Below are 19,937 nucleotides of genomic sequence, written 5' to 3'. Positions count from 1 at the left end.
GGATGCCTTTAAAACCCTTAGTGACCGCAGGCGTTGAAAATCTGCTCAACACCTTTCTGTACCGCTCTCCTGCGCTCAAGTCAGCCAGAACGCGTTTACAGGGCAAAGTGCTACGTGTTGATCTCAAAGGATTTTCAACATCGTTAGTCCTGGTGTTTAGTGAGCGCCAGGTCGATGTGCTGGGGGCGTGGGAAGGCGAAGCCGATTGCACCGTAATCACATATGCCAGTGTGTTACCGAAATTGCGTGACAGACAGCAACTCACCACGCTTATCCGCAGCGGTGAACTGGAAGTCCAGGGTGATATCCAGGTAGTACAGAACTTTGTTGCGCTGGCCGATCTGGCCGAGTTGGATCCTGCAGAACTGTTAGCACCCTATACCGGCGATATCGTCGCGGAAGGGGTCAGCAAAGTCTTGCGTGGTGGAGCGAAGTTCCTGTGCCATAACTTTCAGCGCCAGCAGCGCTATGTCGCCGAAGCGATCACCGAAGAGTGGCGCATGGCTCCTGGCCCACTAGAGGTTGCATGGTTTGCTGAAGAAACGGCAGCCGTTGAGCGCGCGGTTGAATCTCTGGCCAAACGGCTGGAAAAACTGGAGGCCAAATGACGCCAGGTGAAGTACGGCGCCTTTATTTCATCATTCGCACTTTTTTAAGCTACGGTCTTGATGAACTCATCCCCAAAATGCGAATCACGCTGCCGCTTAGGTTGTGGCGATACTCGTTGTTCTGGATGCCCAACCGACATAAAGACAAACCGCTGGGAGAAAGGCTGAGACTGGCTTTACAGGAACTCGGCCCGGTGTGGATCAAGTTTGGGCAGATGCTCTCCACCCGTCGTGACCTTTTCCCTCCGCACATCGCCGATCAGCTTGCGCTATTGCAGGATCGTGTTGCCCCGTTTGATGGGCTTAGAGCGAAAAAACAAATCGAAGAGGCCATGGGCGGGCTGCCCGTCGAGGAATGGTTTGATGATTTTGAAATCACGCCGCTGGCATCTGCGTCTGTTGCTCAGGTTCACACTGCGCGATTGAAATCGAATGGCAAAGAGGTGGTGATCAAAGTTATTCGCCCGGACATACTGCCGGTCATCAAAGCGGATTTAAAACTGATCTACCGCCTGGCTCGTTGGGTTCCTCGTCTGCTGCCAGATGGGCGTCGCCTGCGACCAACAGAAGTCGTCCGTGAATATGAAAAAACGTTGATTGATGAGCTAAATCTGCTGCGCGAATCGGCGAACGCCATTCAGCTACGACGTAATTTTGAAGATAGCCCGATGCTGTACATCCCGGAAGTGTATTCCGACTATTGCAGTCAGAACATGATGGTGATGGAGCGCATTTACGGTATCCCGGTTTCAGATGTCACCACGCTTGAGAAGAACGGCACCAATATGAAGTTGCTGGCTGAACGTGGTGTTCAGGTCTTCTTTACTCAGGTATTCCGCGACAGCTTTTTCCATGCGGATATGCACCCTGGGAACATTTTTGTCAGTTATGAGCACCCTGAAAACCCGAAATACATTGGTATTGATTGTGGGATTGTGGGCTCTTTAAACAAAGAAGATAAGCGTTACCTGGCTGAAAACTTCATTGCGTTCTTTAACCGCGATTACCGCAAAGTTGCTGAACTGCACGTGGATTCTGGTTGGGTTCCACCGGATACCAACGTAGAAGAGTTTGAATTTGCCATTCGTACCGTGTGCGAGCCGATTTTTGAAAAACCGCTGGCGGAGATTTCCTTTGGTCATGTGCTGTTGAATTTGTTCAACACTGCGCGCCGCTTCAATATGGAAGTCCAGCCTCAACTGGTATTGCTACAGAAGACGCTGCTGTACGTTGAGGGTGTCGGACGACAGCTCTACCCGCAGTTAGATTTGTGGAAAACGGCTAAGCCATTCCTCGAATCCTGGATTAAAGATCAGGTCGGTATTCCGGCGCTCGTTAGGGCATTTAAAGAAAAAGCACCGTTCTGGGTCGAAAAAATGCCAGAAATACCTGAACTGGTGTATGACAGTTTGCGCCAGGGCAAATATTTACAGCACAGTGTTGATAAGATTGCCCGCGAGCTTCACGCGAATCATGTACGCCAGGGACAATCCCGTTATTTATTGGGCATTGGCGCAACATTGTTGCTAAGTGGAACATTCCTGCTGGTAAGCCGCCCTGAGTGGGGGCTTATGCCGGGCTGGTTGATGGCAGGCGGTGTCTTAGCCTGGTTAATCGGCTGGCGCAAAATGCGCTGAATTTTTCATCGCCCAAGGCAGGCCGTGTAACGTATACTACGGCCTTATTAATTCATCATCTATGACAGAGGAACATGTATGGGTGGTATCAGTATTTGGCAGTTGTTGATCATTGCCGTCATCGTTGTACTGCTATTTGGCACCAAGAAACTCGGCTCCATCGGTTCCGATCTTGGCGCATCGATTAAAGGCTTCAAAAAAGCGATGGGTGATGATGAGCCTAAGCAAGATAAAACCAGCCAGGACGCTGATTTTACAGCTAAATCCATCACCGATAAGCAGGGCGAAGTGAAAAAGGAAGACGCCAAAAGCCAAGATAAAGAGCAGGTATAATCCGTGTTTGATATCGGTTTTAGCGAACTGTTATTGGTGTTCGTGATCGGCCTCATCGTCCTGGGGCCGCAACGATTACCCGTAGCGGTAAAAACGGTTGCTGGCTGGGTGCGTGCTTTACGTTCCCTGGCAACTACTGTTCAGAATGAACTGACCCAGGAGCTTAAGCTTCAGGAGTTTCAGGACAGCCTGAAGAAAGTAGAGAAAGCGAGCCTGACAAATCTGACCCCGGAGCTGAAAGCGTCAATGGATGAGCTGCGTGAAGCGGCGGAATCGATGAAGCGTTCTTACAGCGTGCACGATCCTGAGAAAGCGAGCGATGAAGCGCACACTATCCATAATCCGGTGGTGAAAGAAGGTGAAGCGCAGCGAGAAGGGGTCACCCCTGCCGCCGCTGAAAATCAGGCCAGTTCGCCGGAGCAAAAACCGGAATCCACGGGTGCTAAAACGCCAGAGCCGACGGAAAACACTTCCGCTACGTTGATGGATGCAGAAAAGAAAGCTGCCGCACCTGTTGTCGAATCCTCACCCTCGTCGAGTGATAAACCGTAAACATGTCTGTAGAAGATACCCAACCGCTCATCACGCATCTTATTGAGCTGCGTAAGCGACTCCTGAACTGCATTATTGCGGTAATCGTGATCTTTCTGGCGTTGGTTTATTTTGCCAACGACATTTACCATATGGTTGCAGCGCCTCTGATTAAACAGATGCCGCAGGGTGCAACGATGATCGCCACCGATGTGGCTTCGCCGTTCTTTACGCCAATCAAGTTGACCTTCATGGTGTCGCTGATCCTGTCAGCGCCAGTGATCCTCTACCAGGTATGGGCATTCATTGCGCCTGCTTTGTACAAACATGAACGTCGCCTGGTTGTGCCGCTGCTGGTCTCCAGTTCGTTGCTGTTCTACATCGGCATGGCATTCGCCTATTTTGTTGTCTTCCCGTTGGCGTTTGGTTTTCTGGCTAACACGGCTCCGCAAGGCGTACAGGTATCAACGGACATTGCCAGCTATCTCAGTTTCGTCATGGCGCTGTTTATGGCTTTCGGGGTCTCTTTTGAGGTCCCTGTCGCCATTGTGCTGCTATGCTGGATGGGCATTACGACGCCAGACGATTTACGCAAGAAGCGTCCTTACGTTGTGGTTGGGGCATTTGTCGTCGGGATGTTACTGACCCCGCCAGATGTCTTCTCGCAAACGTTGTTGGCGATACCGATGTACTGCCTGTTTGAAGTGGGCGTTTTCTTCTCTCGTTTCTATGTCGGCAAGCGACGTACGAGAGATGAGGACAACGAGGCTGAAGAAGCAAAAGAAGCCGAAGCCACCGAGAAAACAGAAGAGTAAATTCAACCGCCCGTCAGGGCGGTTGTCATATGGGAGGTAGCATGTTTGACATTGGCGTTAATTTAACCAGTTCACAATTTGCAAAAGACAGGGATGATGTTGTGGCGCGCGCCTTTGCTGCGGGCGTAAACGGTATGCTTCTGACCGGAACAAACCTGCACGAAAGCCAGCAGGCGCTAAAGTTGGCACAGCATTATCCGCATTGCTGGTCCACGGCTGGCGTGCACCCGCATGACAGCAGCCAATGGCAGTCCTCAACGGAAGACGAGATTATCGCGCTGGCAAACCAGTCTGAGGTGGTCGCTATTGGCGAGTGCGGTCTGGATTTCAATCGCAATTTCTCCACGCCGCAGGAGCAGGAACGTGCTTTTGAGGCGCAGCTGCGCATTGCTGCTGAACTGCAGATGCCGATTTTCATGCATTGTCGGGATGCCCACGAGCGTTTTCTGACGTTGCTGGAGCCGTGGCTGGATAGCCTCCCAGGCGCGGTGCTGCACTGTTTTACCGGAACGCGACAGGAGATGCAGGACTGCGTGGACCGGGGACTCTATATCGGTATCACCGGCTGGGTCTGTGATGAGCGCCGGGGGATGGAACTGCGGGAACTGCTGCCGTTTATTCCGGTGGAAAGGCTGCTGATAGAAACCGATGCGCCTTACCTACTCCCTCGCGACTTAACGCCTAAACCGACGTCACGGCGCAATGAACCGGCGCACCTGCCACATATTCTTGAGCGTATTGCCCACTGGCGCGGGGAAAATCCTCAATGGCTGTCAGCAACCATTGATGCTAACGTCCGAACACTGTTCGAAGTGACCTTCTAAACGGCTTAAATTTTTCGAAAGCCGGTATTTTTCACGCTCTGCTTAACCTCTTTATTCAACAGGTTAAGCAGTAGCATGGAACGTGCTTCGCCATCCGGTTCGGTGAAGATCGCTTTTAGCCCCTCAAACGCCCCTTCAGTAATAATCACGCTGTCCCCTGGCTGAGGAGTTTGCGGGTCAACAATTCCTTCAGGCTTGTAGATAGAAAGCTGGTGAATAACGGGAGAAGGAACTGTCGCAGGCGTCGCGCCAAAACGGACGAAATGGCTGACACCACGCGTGGCATTGATAGTGGTGGTGTGGATCACTTCCGGGTCGAACTCGACAAACATGTAATTAGGGAATAGTGGTTCACTGACTGTGGTACGTTTACCGCGCACTATTTTTTCCAGGGTGATCATAGGCGTCAGGCAGTTCACCGCCTGCCTTTCCAGGTGTTCCTGGGCTCGCTGAAGTTGCCCACGTTTGCAGTACAGTAAATACCAGGATTGCATAATAACTCTTATCCGCTTGTTCTGAGCGCCAGCATAGCAAAAGCCATGCGTTAAGTTAATTATACCCGCCTCAACGCAGGCTGAAACCCAATGGGTATATACTCCCAGGGCTTATATGTATCGCCAGAGTTCACGCTAATTTAACAAAAATACAGCATCACAATGATGAACGCCGTATAATGAAGCGCTTACGAAGAGGCCACAATGGACGCCATGAAATATCACGATTTACGCGACTTCCTGACGCTGCTTGAACAGCAGGGCGAACTCAAACGCATTTCGCTTGAGGTGGATCCCCACCTGGAAATTACTGAAATTGCCGATCGCACTCTGCGTGCCGGTGGGCCTGCGTTACTGTTTGAGAATCCGAAAGGCTATTCAATGCCGGTGCTGTGTAACCTGTTTGGCACACCAAAGCGTGTTGCGATGGGAATGGGACAAGAAGATGTCTCGGCGCTACGAGAAGTCGGTAAACTGTTGGCGTTTTTGAAAGAGCCAGAGCCACCGAAAGGATTCCGCGATCTGTTTGATAAGCTGCCGCAGTTTAAGCAGGTGTTGAACATGCCGACTAAGCGGTTGCGCGGTGCGCCTTGTCAGCAAAAAATCTACTCCGGCGATGACGTTGATTTAAACCGCATTCCGATTATGACCTGCTGGCCGGAAGATGCCGCGCCGCTGATTACCTGGGGACTCACCGTCACGCGTGGTCCGCATAAAGAGCGGCAGAATCTGGGCATCTATCGCCAGCAGCTGATTGGTAAAAACAAGCTTATTATGCGCTGGTTGTCCCATCGCGGCGGCGCGCTTGATTATCAGGAGTGGTGCGCGGCGCATCCTGGTGAACGTTTCCCGGTTTCAGTGGCGTTGGGGGCCGATCCTGCGACCATTCTGGGGGCTGTGACACCCGTTCCTGATACATTATCCGAGTACGCATTTGCCGGGCTGTTGCGCGGTACCAAGACCGAAGTGGTCAAATGTATTTCCAACGACCTGGAAGTGCCTGCCAGCGCAGAAATCGTACTGGAAGGGTACATCGAACCGGGCGAGCTGGCTCCAGAAGGGCCCTATGGCGATCATACCGGCTACTACAACGAAGTAGATAATTTCCCGGTCTTTACCGTCACCCACATTACCCAGCGTGAAGATGCTATTTATCACTCTACCTATACCGGACGTCCGCCTGATGAGCCAGCAGTGCTCGGCGTGGCGCTGAACGAAGTATTCGTTCCTATTCTGCAAAAGCAGTTCCCGGAAATCGTCGATTTTTACCTGCCTCCGGAAGGCTGTTCATATCGTCTGGCCGTGGTGACGATGAAAAAACAGTACGCAGGCCATGCCAAACGCGTCATGATGGGTGTTTGGTCGTTTTTGCGTCAGTTCATGTACACCAAATTTGTTATTGTCTGCGATGATGACGTTAACGCGCGCGACTGGAATGATGTAATTTGGGCTATTACTACCCGTATGGACCCCGCCCGGGATACGGTACTGGTAGAGAATACGCCAATTGATTACCTGGACTTTGCCTCGCCGGTTTCCGGCCTTGGTTCAAAAATGGGGCTGGATGCCACAAATAAATGGCCGGGCGAAACCCAACGCGAATGGGGACGTCCGATTAAAAAAGATCCTGAAGTGATTGCGCGTATTGACGCAATTTGGGATGAACTGGCCATCTTTAATGACGGCAAAAGCGCCTGAGGCGCGATCGTTTTGCCTATTGATCCGACAGAGAGAGCGCATGACAACCTTAAGCTGTAAAGTGACCTCGGTAGAAGCTATAACTGACACCGTATATCGCGTTCGTTTAGTGCCAGACGCGGCGTTTTCCTTTCGTGCTGGCCAGTATTTAATGGTCGTGATGGACGAAAGGGATAAGCGTCCGTTCTCCATGGCATCAACGCCGGACGAGCAAGGATTCATTGAGCTGCACGTTGGCGCCTCTGAGCTAAATCTTTACGCCATGGCCGTGATGGACCGTATTCTGAAAGACCGGGAAATCAAGGTCGATATTCCGCATGGCGAAGCCTGGCTGCGTGATGAAGACGAGCGCCCGCTGATCCTGATTGCCGGAGGTACAGGGTTCTCTTACGTGCGTTCTATTCTGCTTACCGCGCTGGCGCGCAATCCCAACCGCGATATCACTATTTACTGGGGCGGGCGCGAAGAGAAGCATCTCTACGATCTCTCAGAGCTGGAAGCATTGTCGGTGAATCACCCGAACCTGCGTGTTGAGCCGGTGGTAGAGCAGCCTGAAGACGGCTGGCGTGGTCGTACGGGAACCGTGTTAACGGCAGTATTGCAGGATTACGGTACTCTGGCGGAACACGATATCTACATTGCCGGTCGTTTTGAGATGGCAAAAATCGCGCGCGACCTGTTCTGTAATGAGCGTCAGGCACGTGAAGATCGCCTGTTTGGCGACGCGTTCGCGTTCATTTAAGCGCTGTGCGCCGGAGTCCTTCCGGCGCATCCATCACCAACCTTACTTCTTCTAACAGGGTGCAAGCCCGGTCTCACTGCTCCTCTTTTCAGAACATTTTTAGTAAACATGTTTTTCCTATCTATTAACCATAAAACTGATTTTTTGTGACGGGTCTCATTTTGTTTAGTAAACAAAATGGGCAAGCTGTATCGCATCACATTGCTGGACATCAACGAGGGAAAACCATGAGGCTCGGACTGGATATCGGCGGGACTAAAATTGAAGCGGTGGTGATTGATAACGCGGGTGAAATTGTTTACCGCGAGCGATGTGCGACACCAAAGCAGAGTTACGGTGATTTTTTCCAGGCCGTGACGGAGATGATTTCTAAGGCCAGACTGGCCGTTAATCAGTCTTTATCGGTTGGTGTTGGAGTGCCTGGCGCGGTGGATAGCGAAGGTTTGATTAAGAATTCGAACATCCTGGTGTTGAATCAGCAGGCTTTTGCTCAAGACCTTGAGCTAGCGTTAGGAATACCCGTGCCTGTTACTAATGATGCCAACTGCTTTACCCTGTCGGAAGCGATGGACGGTAGCGGACACGGGCATAGCGTGGTATTTGGTGTGATCCTCGGTACCGGTTGCGGCGGTGGACTATGCATCGATAACCGTTTGATCTCCGGACCTAACGCCTGTGCAGGAGAGTGGGGACATAATGCATTGCCGCGCTACCACGAATCTCGGGATGGGGCTGAAGTGACATGCTATTGCGGACAGGTGAACTGTATTGAGAGCTTTATTTCCGGCAGCGGCCTGGAGCGTCAGTATATGAGTCACACCGCACAACATGCAGATGTGCCACATATTATGCAGCGGGTAGAATCGGGTGATGCAGATGCCTGTTTGTTATGGGAACGCTATTGCGATCAACTGGCGCGCGCGTTGGCGGGGGTGGTGAATACGCTCGATCCCGATGTTATCGTGCTGGGCGGTGGGGTATCCAATATCACTTTACTGTACTCAGGCTTGCAGGCGCGAGTGGCGCAGTACGTATTTGGTAAACAGTGCCGTACGCCGATCGTTCAGGCCCGACACGGTGACAGCAGCGGCGTACGCGGCGCGGCCTGGCTGGGGGCACAAAAGGCCAGCGTAAATCAATGAGAGTGACATGACGAAACCTGTACGTATCAGGGACATTGCCGAAGCTTGTGGTGTCTCGGTTGGCGCGGTTTCCCGCGCCCTGAAAGGGCAGCCAGGGCTACGTGAAGATACCCGGCTGCGCATTATTTCTGTGGCGCAGCAGCAGGGTTATGATTTTTCTCGCCTGCGCGCAGACAAGATCAAACGCGTCCTGTTTTTGCTGCACCGCCAGCACAATATCAGCCGGGCATTGCCGTTTTATTCTCAACTGCTGCTGGGGATAGAAGATAACTGTCGTGACCATGGTATTGCGCTGAGCTTTCTCTCCATTGGTCCAGGCGATGCAGTGAGTGAGCAGGTGATGTTGCACCAGCCTGATGCGCTGATCTGCGCGGGATTTTTTGAGCCTGAATTACTTGGCTTGCTGCAACAGATGAAACTGCCGTTGGTGCTGGTGGATCTCTGGGCGCCGGACCTGCCTTGCGTGAACCCGGACAATACCCAGGGCGGTTATCTGGCCACGCAACATCTGATTGCGCAAGGGCGCAGCCGTATCGCTTTTCTTGCCAGTTCGCTTGCGCACTACAGCATCCGTCAGCGCGAGAAGGGCTACCGTCAGGCATTGTATGAAGCCCGCTTGCTGATGCCGCCAGAGTATGAAGCCATTGCGCCGCCACTGCTGGATACCGAGCAATCTTTGGTGGAGGCGGTTAATGAATTGCTCAGTCTGCCAGAGCCGCCCGACGCCATTTTTGCCTATAACGACGCGGCAGCGCTGGTTGTTCAACGGGTGTGTACGCAGCAGGGTATACGTATCCCGGAAGATCTTGCGTTGGTGGGGTTTGATGATATTGATGCTGCGGCCTGGTCACATCCACCACTCACCACCATTGCGGTTGATAAACAACAATTGGGGCGTGAAGCGCTGCGTTTATTGCTGGAAGAAAATCAGGAAGAGAATCTGCTGTTGCCGGTGCAGTTAGTGGTGCGTGGTAGTTCAGGGAAATAAAAAACCCGCCCCTGACAGGCGGGAAGAACGGCAACTAAACCTTTCCCCGTCATAATTCACTCTGCCTCTTTGTTGGCTGCCTTTGCTCACCCCGGTCACATAGTTATCTATGCTCCCGGGGATTCGCTCAGTTGCCGCCGCGATGCAGCGCGAATTATTTAGGGGAATTTATCTTTGATTAAACTCGCTCAAATACCGTTGCGATGCCCTGGCCTAACCCGATACACATCGTCGCCAGGCCAAACTGTACGTCTTTGCGTTCCATCAGATTGAGCAGGGTGGTGCTGATACGCGCCCCGGAGCATCCCAGTGGGTGGCCCAGAGCGATCGCGCCGCCGTTGAGGTTGATCTTTTCGTCTATCTGCTCCATCAGTCCCAGATCTTTAATGCACGGCAGGATCTGAGCGGCAAAGGCTTCGTTCATTTCAAACAAGCCGATGTCGCTGGTGGAGAGTCCCGCTTTTTTCAGCGCCAGCTTTGAGGCCGGAACCGGACCGTAACCCATGATGGAAGGGTCGCAGCCGACTACCGCCATCGAACGAATACGGGCACGCGGCGTCAGACCCAGTTCACGGGCGCGACTTTCACTCATGACCAGCATCGCCGCTGCGCCGTCGGAGAGCGCGGAGGAGGTACCGGCAGTGACCGTTCCACTAACCGGATCGAACGCTGGGCGCAGGGTGGAGAGCGCTTCAACGGTTGTCTCCGGGCGGATAACCTCATCGTAGTTAAACTGCTTCAGCACGCCGTCGGCATCATGACCGCCGGTCGGGATGATTTCGTTTTTAAATGCGCCAGACTGTGTTGCAGCCCAGGCGCGAGCATGTGAACGTGCGGCGAAAGCATCCTGCATTTCACGGCTGATGCCGTGCATGCGGGAGAGCATTTCTGCGGTCAGACCCATCATCCCCGCCGCTTTTGCTACGTTGCGGCTCATGCCCGGATGGAAATCAACGCCGTGGCTCATTGGTACATGGCCCATATGCTCCACGCCACCAATCAGGCACGCCTGAGCATCGCCGGTCATGATCATACGTGCCGCGTCGTGCAGCGCCTGCATTGATGAACCGCACAGGCGGTTCACGGTGACCGCCGGAACGGAGTGCGGGATTTCCGCCAGCAGCGCGGCGTTACGGGCGATGTTGAAACCCTGCTCCAGCGTTTGCTGCACACAGCCCCAGTAAATGTCATCCAGCGCGGTTGGATCCAGCGCCGGATTACGCGCCAGCAGGCTACGCATTAAGTGTGCGGAGAGATCTTCTGCACGCACGTTACGAAACGCCCCCCCTTTTGAACGGCCCATCGGGGTACGGATCGCATCAACAATTACAACCTGTTCCATTGTGACTCCTTAAGCCGTTTTCAGGCTGCCAACCGGGCGGGCAGGCTCAACCTGGGGATAATACGGTTCGTTATGGCGCGCCTTATCACGCAGACCAGCCGGAACTTCATACAGCGCTCCGAGGTGCTGATACTGCTGGGCCATATCGAGATACTTCGCGCTGCCGAGCGTATCCAGCCAGCGGAACGCGCCGCCGTGGAACGGAGGGAAGCCCAGGCCATACACCAGTGCCATATCGGCTTCTGCCGGGCTGGCGATAATGCCTTCTTCCAGGCACCGTACCACTTCGTTGACCATCGGGATCATCATGCGAGCGATAATCTCTTCATCACTGAATTCGCGTTTCGGCTGGCTGACTTCTGCCAGCAGATCATCAACGGTGGCATCCTCTTCTTTTTTCGGCTTGCCCTTGTTGTCTTCTTTATAACGCCAGAATCCAAGACCGTTTTTCTGTCCGAAACGGTTAGCATCAAACAGGGCGTCTATCGCGTCGCGATAATCTTTCTGCATACGCTGAGGGAAGCCTGCGGACATCACTGCCTGCGCGTGATGTGCGGTATCAATTCCCACCACGTCCAGCAGATAAGCCGGGCCCATCGGCCAGCCAAACTGTTTTTCCATGACTTTATCGACTTTGCGGAAATCCGCCCCATCGCGCAGCAACTGGCTGAAACCGGCAAAATACGGGAACAGCACGCGGTTCACGAAGAAACCGGGGCAGTCGTTGACCACAATTGGCGTTTTGCCCATCTGGCTTGCCCATGCGACAACTTTGGCGATGGTTTCATCCGAGCTTTTCTCGCCGCGAATGATCTCAACCAGTGGCATGCGGTGTACTGGGTTAAAGAAGTGCATCCCACAGAAGTTTTCCGGGCGCTTGAGCGCGCTGGCCAGCTCGTTGATTGGGATGGTAGAGGTATTCGACGCCAGTACGGTGTCCGGGCGTACCTGATCTTCGGTTTCCGCCAGTACCGCTTTTTTCACTTTCGGGTTTTCCACGACCGCTTCAACCACCACGTCCACGCGCTCAAAACCGCTATAGTCGAGGGTTGGATGAATAGTGGAAATCACACCCGCCATTTTCAGACCGTCAATTTTGCCGCGCTCAAGCTGTTTGTTCAGCAGTTTGGCCGCTTCGGTCATGCCCAGCGTTAATGATTTGTCGTTGATATCTTTCATGACAACCGGCACGCCTTTCCAGGCTGACTGGTAAGCGATGCCGCCGCCCATAATGCCTGCACCCAGCACTGCCGCTTGCTTTGGTGCTTCAATATTTTTGGTGAGCTTTTTGGCTTTGGCTTTCACGAACTGATCGTTAAGGAAGATCCCAACCAGCGCGCGAGCTTCACTGGTGTGCGCCAGTGGCACAAAGCTTTTATTTTCCAGATTCAGCGCTTCTTCACGGCCAAAACGAGCCGCTGCTTCAATGGTTTTTACCGCGGTAATCGGTGCGGGATAATGCTTACCTGCCGTCTGCGCCACCATGCCTTTGGCGATGGTAAAGCTCATAGCCGCTTCAATTTTGCTGAGTTTCAACGGCTCCAGCTTAGGCTGACGTTTGGCTTTCCAGTCGAGGTCGCCGTTAATCGCCTGACGTAATACCGCGATCGCGCCATCAAGCAGTTTGTCTTGCTTCACTACGCCATCGACCAGACCGATTTTTAGCGCCTGCTCAGCACCAACGTCTTTACCTGCCGCAATAATTTCCAGCGCGCTGTCCGCACCCAGCATACGTGGCATACGCACAGAGCCGCCAAAGCCCGGCATAATGCCCAGCTTGGTTTCCGGCAGACCAATGCGCAGGTCCGGTGTTGCCAGACGATAATCAGTTGCCAGGACACACTCGCAGCCACCGCCCAACGCATAGCCATTTACCGCTGAGAGGGTCGGAACAGGTAGATCTTCGAGGCGGTTAAAGACGCTGTTGGCAAAATGCAGCCACTGGCTCAGTTGCTCTTCAGGCACGAGGAACAGTGAAAGGAATTCGGTGATATCGGCACCAACAATAAAGGCTGCTTTGTTAGAGCGCAGCAGCAGCCCTTTTAAATTCGGTTGTTTTTCCAGCACATCAAGCGCATGGCCCAGGCTGGCAACGGTGGCCGTGTCGAGTTTATTGACCGAACCAGGGGCATCGAACACCAGTTCGGCGATGCCATCTTCCAGCCAGTCGAGGTACAGGGTGTCGCCTTTGTAAAGCATGTCAGTCTCCTGAATCCGCAAGGTGATCTGGTCATACCAGATGAATCGAAGTGTGTGTTTTATGTTAATAAAATGCAAATGAATGATTAAAGAAATGACGATTCGATCACGCTCGGCAGAAATCACGCACTCACAAAGCGATGTGCTAAGATGCGGAGACTTGAGGTCAAAAAAACAGAAGGGTAGAAAATGGAATCACTGGCCGCACTCTATAAAAATCATATCGTTACCTTACAAGAACGGACGCGCGACGCGCTGGAGCGCTTCAAGCTGGATGCGTTACTTATTCACTCAGGCGAACTTGTTAACGTCTTTCTCGACGATCATCCGTACCCGTTTAAGGTCAATCCGCAATTCAAAGCCTGGGTGCCTGTCACGCAGGTTCCTAACTGCTGGTTGCTGGTGGATGGCGTAAACAAGCCGAAACTGTGGTTCTACCTGCCGGTCGATTACTGGCACAACGTTGAGCCGCTGCCTACCTCTTTCTGGACGGAAGAAATCGAGATCATCGCGCTGCCGAAAGCGGATGGTATCGGTAGCCAACTGCCTGCTGCTCGCGGCAATATCGGTTACATTGGCCCGGTTCCGGAACGTGCCCTGCAATTGGACATTGCGGCCAGCAACATCAACCCGAAAGGGGTGATCGACTACCTGCATTATTACCGTGCCTATAAAACGGACTACGAACTGGCCTGTATGCGCGAAGCGCAGAAAATGGCGGTAAATGGACACCGTGCAGCAGAAGAAGCGTTCCGTTCCGGAATGAGCGAGTTTGACATCAACCTCGCTTACCTGACTGCCACCGGTCACCGCGACACCGACGTGCCATACAGCAACATCGTGGCGCTTAACGAGCATGCTTCGGTTCTTCATTACACCAAGCTGGATCATCAGGCGCCGTCTGAAATCCGCAGCTTCCTGCTCGACGCTGGCGCGGAATACAACGGCTATGCGGCAGACCTGACGCGTACCTGGTCGGCGAAAAACGACAACGACTATGCGCATCTGGTGAAAGACGTTAACGACGAAGAGCTGGCGCTGATTGCCACCATGAAAGCAGGTGCCAGCTACGTGGATTACCACATTCAGTTCCACCAGCGCATCGCGAAGCTGCTGCGTAAGCATCAAATCATCACCGATATGAGTGAAGAGGCGATGGTAGAAAACGATCTTACTGGGCCGTTTATGCCACACGGCATTGGTCACCAGTTGGGCCTGCAGGTACATGATGTCGCTGGCTTTATGCAGGATGACAGTGGTACCCATCTGGCCGCGCCGTCGAAGTATCCTTACCTGCGTTGCACCCGCGTATTGCAACCGGGCATGGTTCTGACCATCGAACCGGGCATTTACTTCATTGAATCTCTGCTGGCGCCGTGGCGTGAAGGGCAGTTCAGCAAACACTTCAACTGGCAGAAAATTGAAGCCCTGAAACCGTTCGGCGGTATTCGTATTGAAGACAACGTGGTGGTCCACGAAAACAATATCGAAAACATGACGCGGGATTTGAAACTGGCGTAATGGACAGTTGGTTAATCCCTGCGGCGCCGGTTAGCGTCGTCGAAGAGATCAAAAAAAGCCGCTTCATTACGCTGCTCGCCCATACGGACGGCGTAGAAGCGGCAAAAGCGTTTGTTGAGTCAGTCAAAGCGGAACACCCGGACGCCCGCCACCATTGCGTGGCATGGGTGGCGGGTGCGCCCAATGACTCGCAGCAGCTAGGATTTTCAGACGATGGCGAACCGGCGGGTACGGCAGGTAAACCGATGCTCGCACAACTGATGGGGAGCGGTGTCGGTGAGATTACCGCTGTAGTCGTGCGCTACTACGGCGGTATCCTTCTCGGTACTGGAGGGTTGGTAAAAGCTTACGGCGGCGGTGTGAATCAGGCGTTGCGCCAGTTAACGACACAGCGCAAGACGCCATTAACCGAATATACTTTGCAGTGTGAGTACGGTCAGCTGGCAGGCATTGAAGCCTTGCTGGGGCAGTTTGACGGTAAAGTTGTTGCCAGTGATTACCAGGCTTTTGTTCGACTCAGGGTGGCGCTTCCTTTTGCCAAAGTGGATGAGTTTTCGGCAAAACTGGCGGATTTTAGTCGTGGTTCATTGCAATTGTTAGCGATTGAAGAATAATCCCCACCTCATTTTAAAGAACTAAGGAAGCGGCAGAGATGCATTTTCGCGCCATCACCCGAATCGTTGGACTACTGGTCATCTTATTCTCGGGGACAATGATTATCCCTGGACTGGTAGCGCTCATATACCGTGACGGGGCAGGGCGTGCATTCACCCAAACTTTCTTCGTTGCTTTGGCGATCGGCTCCATGCTGTGGTGGCCAAACCGTAAAGAGAAGGGCGAGCTGAAATCGCGCGAAGGATTTCTGATTGTCGTTTTGTTCTGGACCGTTCTGGGCAGCGTGGGTGCGCTACCGTTCATCTTTGCGGAAAGCCCAAACCTGACGATAACCGACGCTTTTTTTGAATCCTTTTCCGGATTGACCACCACCGGTGCAACGACGCTGGTGGGGCTGGATTCATTGCCACACGCGATTCTCTTTTATCGCCAGATGCTGCAATGGTTCGGCGGGATGGGGATCATCGTGCTGGCGGTGGCTATCCTGCCTATTCTTGGCGTGGGTGGGATGCAGCTCTATCGGGCAGAAATGCCGGGGCCGTTGAAAGATAATAAGATGCGCCCGCGTATTGCAGAAACGGCGAAAACCCTGTGGCTTATCTATGTATTGCTGACGGTGGCGTGCGCGCTGGCGCTATGGTTTGCCGGGATGCCCGCGTTTGACGCCATTGGGCACAGTTTTGCCACGATTGCCATCGGTGGTTTTTCCACACACGATGCCAGCGTGGGGTATTTCGACAGTCCCACGATTAATACGATTATTGCTATCTTCTTGCTGATCTCCGGTTGTAACTACGGTCTGCACTTCTCTTTATTAAGCGGGCGTAGTCTGAAGGTTTACTGGCGCGATCCGGAATTTCGCATGTTCATCGGCGTGCAGTTGACGCTGGTGGCTGTCTGTACGCTGGTGCTGTGGATACACAATACCTACGGTTCAGCGCTCACGACCATCAACCAGGCCTTTTTCCAGGTGGTATCGATGGCGACGACTGCCGGATTTACCACGGACAGTATTGCCCGCTGGCCGCTGTTCCTGCCGGTGCTGTTGCTGTGTTCTGCTTTTATCGGCGGCTGTGCCGGGTCGACGGGGGGGGGCTTGAAGGTGATTCGTATCCTGCTGCTGTTTAAGCAAGGCAACCGCGAATTGAAACGACTGGTTCATCCGAATGCGGTTTACAGTATCAAACTGGGTAACCGTGCGTTGCCGGAGCGAATTCTTGAAGCCGTATGGGGATTCTTCTCTGCCTATGCGTTGGTCTTTATTATCAGTATGCTGGCGATTATTGCGACCGGCGTTGATGACTTCTCCGCGTTTGCCTCTGTTGTGGCAACGTTGAATAACCTGGGGCCTGGACTGGGGGTTGTTGCCGACAACTTTGCCAGTATGAACCCTGTGGCGAAGTGGATCCTGATTGCCAATATGCTGTTTGGTCGTCTGGAGGTCTTTACTCTGCTGGTGCTCTTTACCCCTACCTTCTGGCGTGAATAATGGAGTAACACGTGAAAACACTGATTCTTTTTTCTTCCCGGGACGGACAAACGCGTGAAATCGCTGAATATCTGGCTTCTGAACTCAAAGAGCTGGGCGTTTGGGCAGATGTTGTTAATTTGCATCGTACCGCGGAGCCGGACTGGCAAAATTATGACAGCGTGGTGATTGGCGCCTCGATTCGCTATGGTCATTACCATGCTGCTTTTCAGGAGTTTGTGAAAAAGCATGCCACACGGTTGAATTCGATGCCGAGTGCGTTCTACTCCGTAAACCTCGTTGCCCGTAAACCGGAAAAACGTACGCCGCAAACCAACAGCTATGCGCGTAAGTTCCTGATGAGTTCGCCGTGGCGACCAGATCACAGTGCAGTCATTGCGGGTGCTTTGCTGTATCCCCGCTATCGCTGGTATGACCGCGTTATGATCCAACTGATAATGAAGATGTCAGGCGGTGAAACGGATACGAATAAAGAAGTGGTGTATACCGATTGGGAACAGGTTGCGAGATTCGCGCGGGAAATAGCCCAATTAACCAACAAAACGTCGTTAAAATAAACGTAAAGAATAAAAAATACGCACTCGGAAGATTATTTTAAATTTCCCCTTGTCAGCCTGAAATAACTCCCTATAATGCGCCTCCACTGACACGGAACAACGGATTACAAGCCGCCGGGTCAGCGGGGTTCCACTGAGAACTCCGGCGAAGAAAGCGAAATTAAATGCTTGACTTCGTGGCGGGATGGCGTAATATGCACACCCCGCGCCGCTGAGAAAAAGCGAAGCGGCACTGCTCTTTAACAATTTATCAGACAATCTGTGTGGGCACTCGAAGATACGGATTCTTAACGTCGCAAGACGAAAAATGAATACCAAGTCTCTTGAGTGAACATACGTAATTCATTACGAAGTTTAATTCACGAGCATCAAACTTAAATTGAAGAGTTTGATCATGGCTCAGATTGAACGCTGGCGGCAGGCCTAACACATGCAAGTCGAACGGTAGCACAGAGAGCTTGCTCTCGGGTGACGAGTGGCGGACGGGTGAGTAATGTCTGGGAAACTGCCCGATGGAGGGGGATAACTACTGGAAACGGTAGCTAATACCGCATAACGTCGCAAGACCAAAGAGGGGGACCTTCGGGCCTCTTGCCATCGGATGTGCCCAGATGGGATTAGCTAGTAGGTGGGGTAACGGCTCACCTAGGCGACGATCCCTAGCTGGTCTGAGAGGATGACCAGCCACACTGGAACTGAGACACGGTCCAGACTCCTACGGGAGGCAGCAGTGGGGAATATTGCACAATGGGCGCAAGCCTGATGCAGCCATGCCGCGTGTATGAAGAAGGCCTTCGGGTTGTAAAGTACTTTCAGCGAGGAGGAAGGCATTAAGGTTAATAACCTTAGTGATTGACGTTACTCGCAGAAGAAGCACCGGCTAACTCCGTGCCAGCAGCCGCGGTAATACGGAGGGTGCAAGCGTTAATCGGAATTACTGGGCGTAAAGCGCACGCAGGCGGTCTGTCAAGTCGGATGTGAAATCCCCGGGCTCAACCTGGGAACTGCATCCGAAACTGGCAGGCTAGAGTCTTGTAGAGGGGGGTAGAATTCCAGGTGTAGCGGTGAAATGCGTAGAGATCTGGAGGAATACCGGTGGCGAAGGCGGCCCCCTGGACAAAGACTGACGCTCAGGTGCGAAAGCGTGGGGAGCAAACAGGATTAGATACCCTGGTAGTCCACGCCGTAAACGATGTCGACTTGGAGGTTGTGCCCTTGAGGCGTGGCTTCCGGAGCTAACGCGTTAAGTCGACCGCCTGGGGAGTACGGCCGCAAGGTTAAAACTCAAATGAATTGACGGGGGCCCGCACAAGCGGTGGAGCATGTGGTTTAATTCGATGCAACGCGAAGAACCTTACCTACTCTTGACATCCAGAGAACTTAGCAGAGATGCTTTGGTGCCTTCGGGAACTCTGAGACAGGTGCTGCATGGCTGTCGTCAGCTCGTGTTGTGAAATGTTGGGTTAAGTCCCGCAACGAGCGCAACCCTTATCCTTTGTTGCCAGCGGTCCGGCCGGGAACTCAAAGGAGACTGCCAGTGATAAACTGGAGGAAGGTGGGGATGACGTCAAGTCATCATGGCCCTTACGAGTAGGGCTACACACGTGCTACAATGGCATATACAAAGAGAAGCGACCTCGCGAGAGCAAGCGGACCTCATAAAGTATGTCGTAGTCCGGATTGGAGTCTGCAACTCGACTCCATGAAGTCGGAATCGCTAGTAATCGTGGATCAGAATGCCACGGTGAATACGTTCCCGGGCCTTGTACACACCGCCCGTCACACCATGGGAGTGGGTTGCAAAAGAAGTAGGTAGCTTAACCTTCGGGAGGGCGCTTACCACTTTGTGATTCATGACTGGGGTGAAGTCGTAACAAGGTAACCGTAGGGGAACCTGCGGTTGGATCACCTCCTTACCTTAAAGAAACGTTCTTTGTAGTGCTCACACAGATTGTCTGATGAAAATTAGCAGTAAGAAAATCTCTGCAGGCTTGTAGCTCAGGTGGTTAGAGCGCACCCCTGATAAGGGTGAGGTCGGTGGTTCAAGTCCACTCAGGCCTACCAAATTCTTTCTGATACCGCGTTGTGAAACGACTCGCATACTTCAGTATGCTTCGCCGTTCCACGCCTTGTCTCAGCAGGAATTAAGGTGAATGAGATAACTACGATGGGGCTATAGCTCAGCTGGGAGAGCGCCTGCCTTGCACGCAGGAGGTCTGCGGTTCGATCCCGCATAGCTCCACCATCTTTACTGCAAAAACACAAGAAAACTTCAGAGTGTACCTGAAAAGGTTCACTGCGAAGTTTTGCTCTTTAAAAATCTGGATCAAGCTGAAAATTGAAACGACACACTGTTTCATTTCTCCGTAATAAGAAATGAAAAGCGGTGTGTTCGAGTCTCT

At 52.8% G+C, this 19,937-nt stretch carries 17 protein-coding genes, 2 tRNA genes, 1 rRNA gene and 1 other annotated feature (1 of these 21 running past the window's edge); of the genes, 17 read left to right on the top strand and 3 right to left on the bottom strand.

What is annotated here, in order from left to right; all coding sequences use genetic code 11:
• Window positions 1-2: 2 nt before the first annotated feature.
• The 6 genes from ubiJ (at window position 3) to tatD (ending at window position 4,748) form a co-directional block, all read left to right on the top strand.
• On the top strand, window positions 3-608 hold the full coding sequence (ubiJ, locus tag SK34_RS22750) for a ubiquinone biosynthesis protein UbiJ (RefSeq protein WP_003017894.1): 606 nt from the start codon (window positions 3-5) through the stop codon (window positions 606-608).
• On the top strand, window positions 605-2,245 hold the full coding sequence (gene ubiB, locus SK34_RS22745; protein ID WP_003841233.1) for a ubiquinone biosynthesis regulatory protein kinase UbiB: 1,641 nt from the start codon (window positions 605-607) through the stop codon (window positions 2,243-2,245). Before ubiJ ends, ubiB begins: the two co-directional genes overlap by 4 nt.
• A 78-nt stretch (window positions 2,246-2,323) precedes the next feature.
• A complete protein-coding gene (gene tatA / locus SK34_RS22740) occupies window positions 2,324-2,578 on the top strand; it encodes a Sec-independent protein translocase subunit TatA (protein WP_003017888.1) in 255 nt (84 codons plus the stop codon).
• 3 nt (window positions 2,579-2,581) lie between these two features.
• The gene (gene tatB, locus SK34_RS22735) at window positions 2,582-3,130 is read left to right on the top strand and encodes a Sec-independent protein translocase protein TatB (protein ID WP_003841235.1); all 549 of its coding nucleotides are present in this window, start codon (window positions 2,582-2,584) and stop codon (window positions 3,128-3,130) included.
• Between the two features lie 2 nt (window positions 3,131-3,132).
• Complete coding sequence (gene tatC / locus SK34_RS22730) at window positions 3,133-3,924, top strand: Sec-independent protein translocase subunit TatC (RefSeq protein WP_003017884.1); 792 nt, start codon at window positions 3,133-3,135, stop codon at window positions 3,922-3,924.
• A gap of 41 nt (window positions 3,925-3,965) precedes the next feature.
• Window positions 3,966-4,748: a 3'-5' ssDNA/RNA exonuclease TatD gene (gene tatD, locus SK34_RS22725; RefSeq protein WP_003017882.1), complete on the top strand. Its 783-nt coding sequence runs from the start codon at window positions 3,966-3,968 to the stop codon at window positions 4,746-4,748.
• 5 nt (window positions 4,749-4,753) lie between these two features.
• Here tatD and rfaH read toward each other — a convergent pair whose 3' ends face one another.
• A complete protein-coding gene (gene rfaH / locus SK34_RS22720) occupies window positions 4,754-5,242 on the bottom strand; it encodes a transcription/translation regulatory transformer protein RfaH (protein ID WP_003017881.1) in 489 nt (162 codons plus the stop codon).
• A gap of 204 nt (window positions 5,243-5,446) precedes the next feature.
• On the opposite strand from rfaH, the gene ubiD reads away from it, so the two are divergent.
• The 4 genes from ubiD to SK34_RS22700 all read left to right on the top strand — a co-directional run bounded on the left by ubiD (window position 5,447) and on the right by SK34_RS22700 (window position 9,812).
• Window positions 5,447-6,940, top strand: coding sequence for a 4-hydroxy-3-polyprenylbenzoate decarboxylase (gene ubiD, locus SK34_RS22715; RefSeq protein WP_003841240.1), 1,494 nt, complete (start codon window positions 5,447-5,449; stop codon window positions 6,938-6,940).
• 40 nt (window positions 6,941-6,980) lie between these two features.
• Entirely contained in the window at window positions 6,981-7,682 is a 702-nt protein-coding gene (gene fre, locus SK34_RS22710) for an NAD(P)H-flavin reductase (protein WP_003017873.1), read from the top strand.
• Between the two features lie 227 nt (window positions 7,683-7,909).
• Window positions 7,910-8,824 (top strand): ROK family protein, encoded by a 915-nt coding sequence (locus SK34_RS22705; RefSeq protein WP_003841242.1) that lies wholly within the window; start codon window positions 7,910-7,912, stop codon window positions 8,822-8,824.
• Between the two features lie 7 nt (window positions 8,825-8,831).
• A complete protein-coding gene (locus tag SK34_RS22700; protein WP_003841244.1) occupies window positions 8,832-9,812 on the top strand; it encodes a LacI family DNA-binding transcriptional regulator in 981 nt (326 codons plus the stop codon).
• Window positions 9,813-9,990: 178 nt separating this feature from the next.
• Here the strand turns inward: SK34_RS22700 and fadA are convergent, their stop codons facing one another.
• Both fadA and fadB read right to left on the bottom strand, forming a co-directional pair.
• On the bottom strand, window positions 9,991-11,154 hold the full coding sequence (gene fadA, locus SK34_RS22695) for an acetyl-CoA C-acyltransferase FadA (RefSeq protein ID WP_003017858.1): 1,164 nt from the start codon (window positions 11,152-11,154) through the stop codon (window positions 9,991-9,993).
• 9 nt (window positions 11,155-11,163) lie between these two features.
• The gene (fadB, locus tag SK34_RS22690; protein ID WP_003017855.1) at window positions 11,164-13,353 is read right to left on the bottom strand and encodes a fatty acid oxidation complex subunit alpha FadB; all 2,190 of its coding nucleotides are present in this window, start codon (window positions 13,351-13,353) and stop codon (window positions 11,164-11,166) included.
• Window positions 13,354-13,542: 189 nt separating this feature from the next.
• Here fadB and pepQ point away from each other — a divergent pair, with 189 nt between their 5' ends.
• The 7 genes from pepQ to SK34_RS22655 all read left to right on the top strand — a co-directional run bounded on the left by pepQ (window position 13,543) and on the right by SK34_RS22655 (window position 19,780).
• On the top strand, window positions 13,543-14,874 hold the full coding sequence (gene pepQ, locus SK34_RS22685; RefSeq protein WP_003841250.1) for a Xaa-Pro dipeptidase: 1,332 nt from the start codon (window positions 13,543-13,545) through the stop codon (window positions 14,872-14,874).
• A complete protein-coding gene (locus SK34_RS22680) occupies window positions 14,874-15,488 on the top strand; it encodes an IMPACT family protein (RefSeq protein WP_003017851.1) in 615 nt (204 codons plus the stop codon). Before pepQ ends, SK34_RS22680 begins: the two co-directional genes overlap by 1 nt.
• Window positions 15,489-15,526: 38 nt before the next feature.
• On the top strand, window positions 15,527-16,978 hold the full coding sequence (gene trkH, locus SK34_RS22675; protein ID WP_003017848.1) for a Trk system potassium transporter TrkH: 1,452 nt from the start codon (window positions 15,527-15,529) through the stop codon (window positions 16,976-16,978).
• Between the two features lie 11 nt (window positions 16,979-16,989).
• Window positions 16,990-17,535, top strand: a complete 546-nt coding sequence (hemG, locus tag SK34_RS22670; protein WP_003017846.1) for a menaquinone-dependent protoporphyrinogen IX dehydrogenase — start codon at window positions 16,990-16,992, stop codon at window positions 17,533-17,535.
• A gap of 376 nt (window positions 17,536-17,911) precedes the next feature.
• Window positions 17,912-19,451, top strand: a 16S ribosomal RNA gene (locus SK34_RS22665).
• A gap of 71 nt (window positions 19,452-19,522) precedes the next feature.
• Window positions 19,523-19,599: transfer RNA gene (locus SK34_RS22660), tRNA-Ile, on the top strand.
• A gap of 105 nt (window positions 19,600-19,704) precedes the next feature.
• Window positions 19,705-19,780 (top strand) — tRNA-Ala (locus SK34_RS22655).
• 124 nt (window positions 19,781-19,904) lie between these two features.
• Window positions 19,905-19,937 (top strand) — a sequence feature (23S ribosomal RNA rRNA prediction is too short) (it continues 836 nt past the right edge of the window).

The organism is Citrobacter sp. MGH104, from assembly GCF_001034485.1.
Lineage (GTDB): Bacteria > Pseudomonadota > Gammaproteobacteria > Enterobacterales > Enterobacteriaceae > Citrobacter > Citrobacter freundii.
The sequence above is the reverse complement of the archived record's forward strand: the minus strand, read 5'-3'. Positions and strand labels throughout refer to the sequence as shown.

Coding starts and splice junctions, on each gene's coding strand:
- SK34_RS22705 (WP_003841242.1), top strand. CDS start 7,910: ATGAGGCTCGGACTGGATATCGGCGGGACTAAAATTGAAGCGGTGGTG.
- ubiJ (WP_003017894.1), top strand. CDS start 3: ATGCCTTTAAAACCCTTAGTGACCGCAGGCGTTGAAAATCTGCTCAAC.
- fadA (WP_003017858.1), bottom strand. CDS start 11,154: ATGGAACAGGTTGTAATTGTTGATGCGATCCGTACCCCGATGGGCCGT.
- rfaH (WP_003017881.1), bottom strand. CDS start 5,242: ATGCAATCCTGGTATTTACTGTACTGCAAACGTGGGCAACTTCAGCGA.
- tatD (WP_003017882.1), top strand. CDS start 3,966: ATGTTTGACATTGGCGTTAATTTAACCAGTTCACAATTTGCAAAAGAC.
- tatA (WP_003017888.1), top strand. CDS start 2,324: ATGGGTGGTATCAGTATTTGGCAGTTGTTGATCATTGCCGTCATCGTT.
- fre (WP_003017873.1), top strand. CDS start 6,981: ATGACAACCTTAAGCTGTAAAGTGACCTCGGTAGAAGCTATAACTGAC.
- fadB (WP_003017855.1), bottom strand. CDS start 13,353: ATGCTTTACAAAGGCGACACCCTGTACCTCGACTGGCTGGAAGATGGC.
- ubiD (WP_003841240.1), top strand. CDS start 5,447: ATGGACGCCATGAAATATCACGATTTACGCGACTTCCTGACGCTGCTT.
- tatC (WP_003017884.1), top strand. CDS start 3,133: ATGTCTGTAGAAGATACCCAACCGCTCATCACGCATCTTATTGAGCTG.
- pepQ (WP_003841250.1), top strand. CDS start 13,543: ATGGAATCACTGGCCGCACTCTATAAAAATCATATCGTTACCTTACAA.
- trkH (WP_003017848.1), top strand. CDS start 15,527: ATGCATTTTCGCGCCATCACCCGAATCGTTGGACTACTGGTCATCTTA.
- ubiB (WP_003841233.1), top strand. CDS start 605: ATGACGCCAGGTGAAGTACGGCGCCTTTATTTCATCATTCGCACTTTT.
- SK34_RS22680 (WP_003017851.1), top strand. CDS start 14,874: ATGGACAGTTGGTTAATCCCTGCGGCGCCGGTTAGCGTCGTCGAAGAG.
- SK34_RS22700 (WP_003841244.1), top strand. CDS start 8,832: ATGACGAAACCTGTACGTATCAGGGACATTGCCGAAGCTTGTGGTGTC.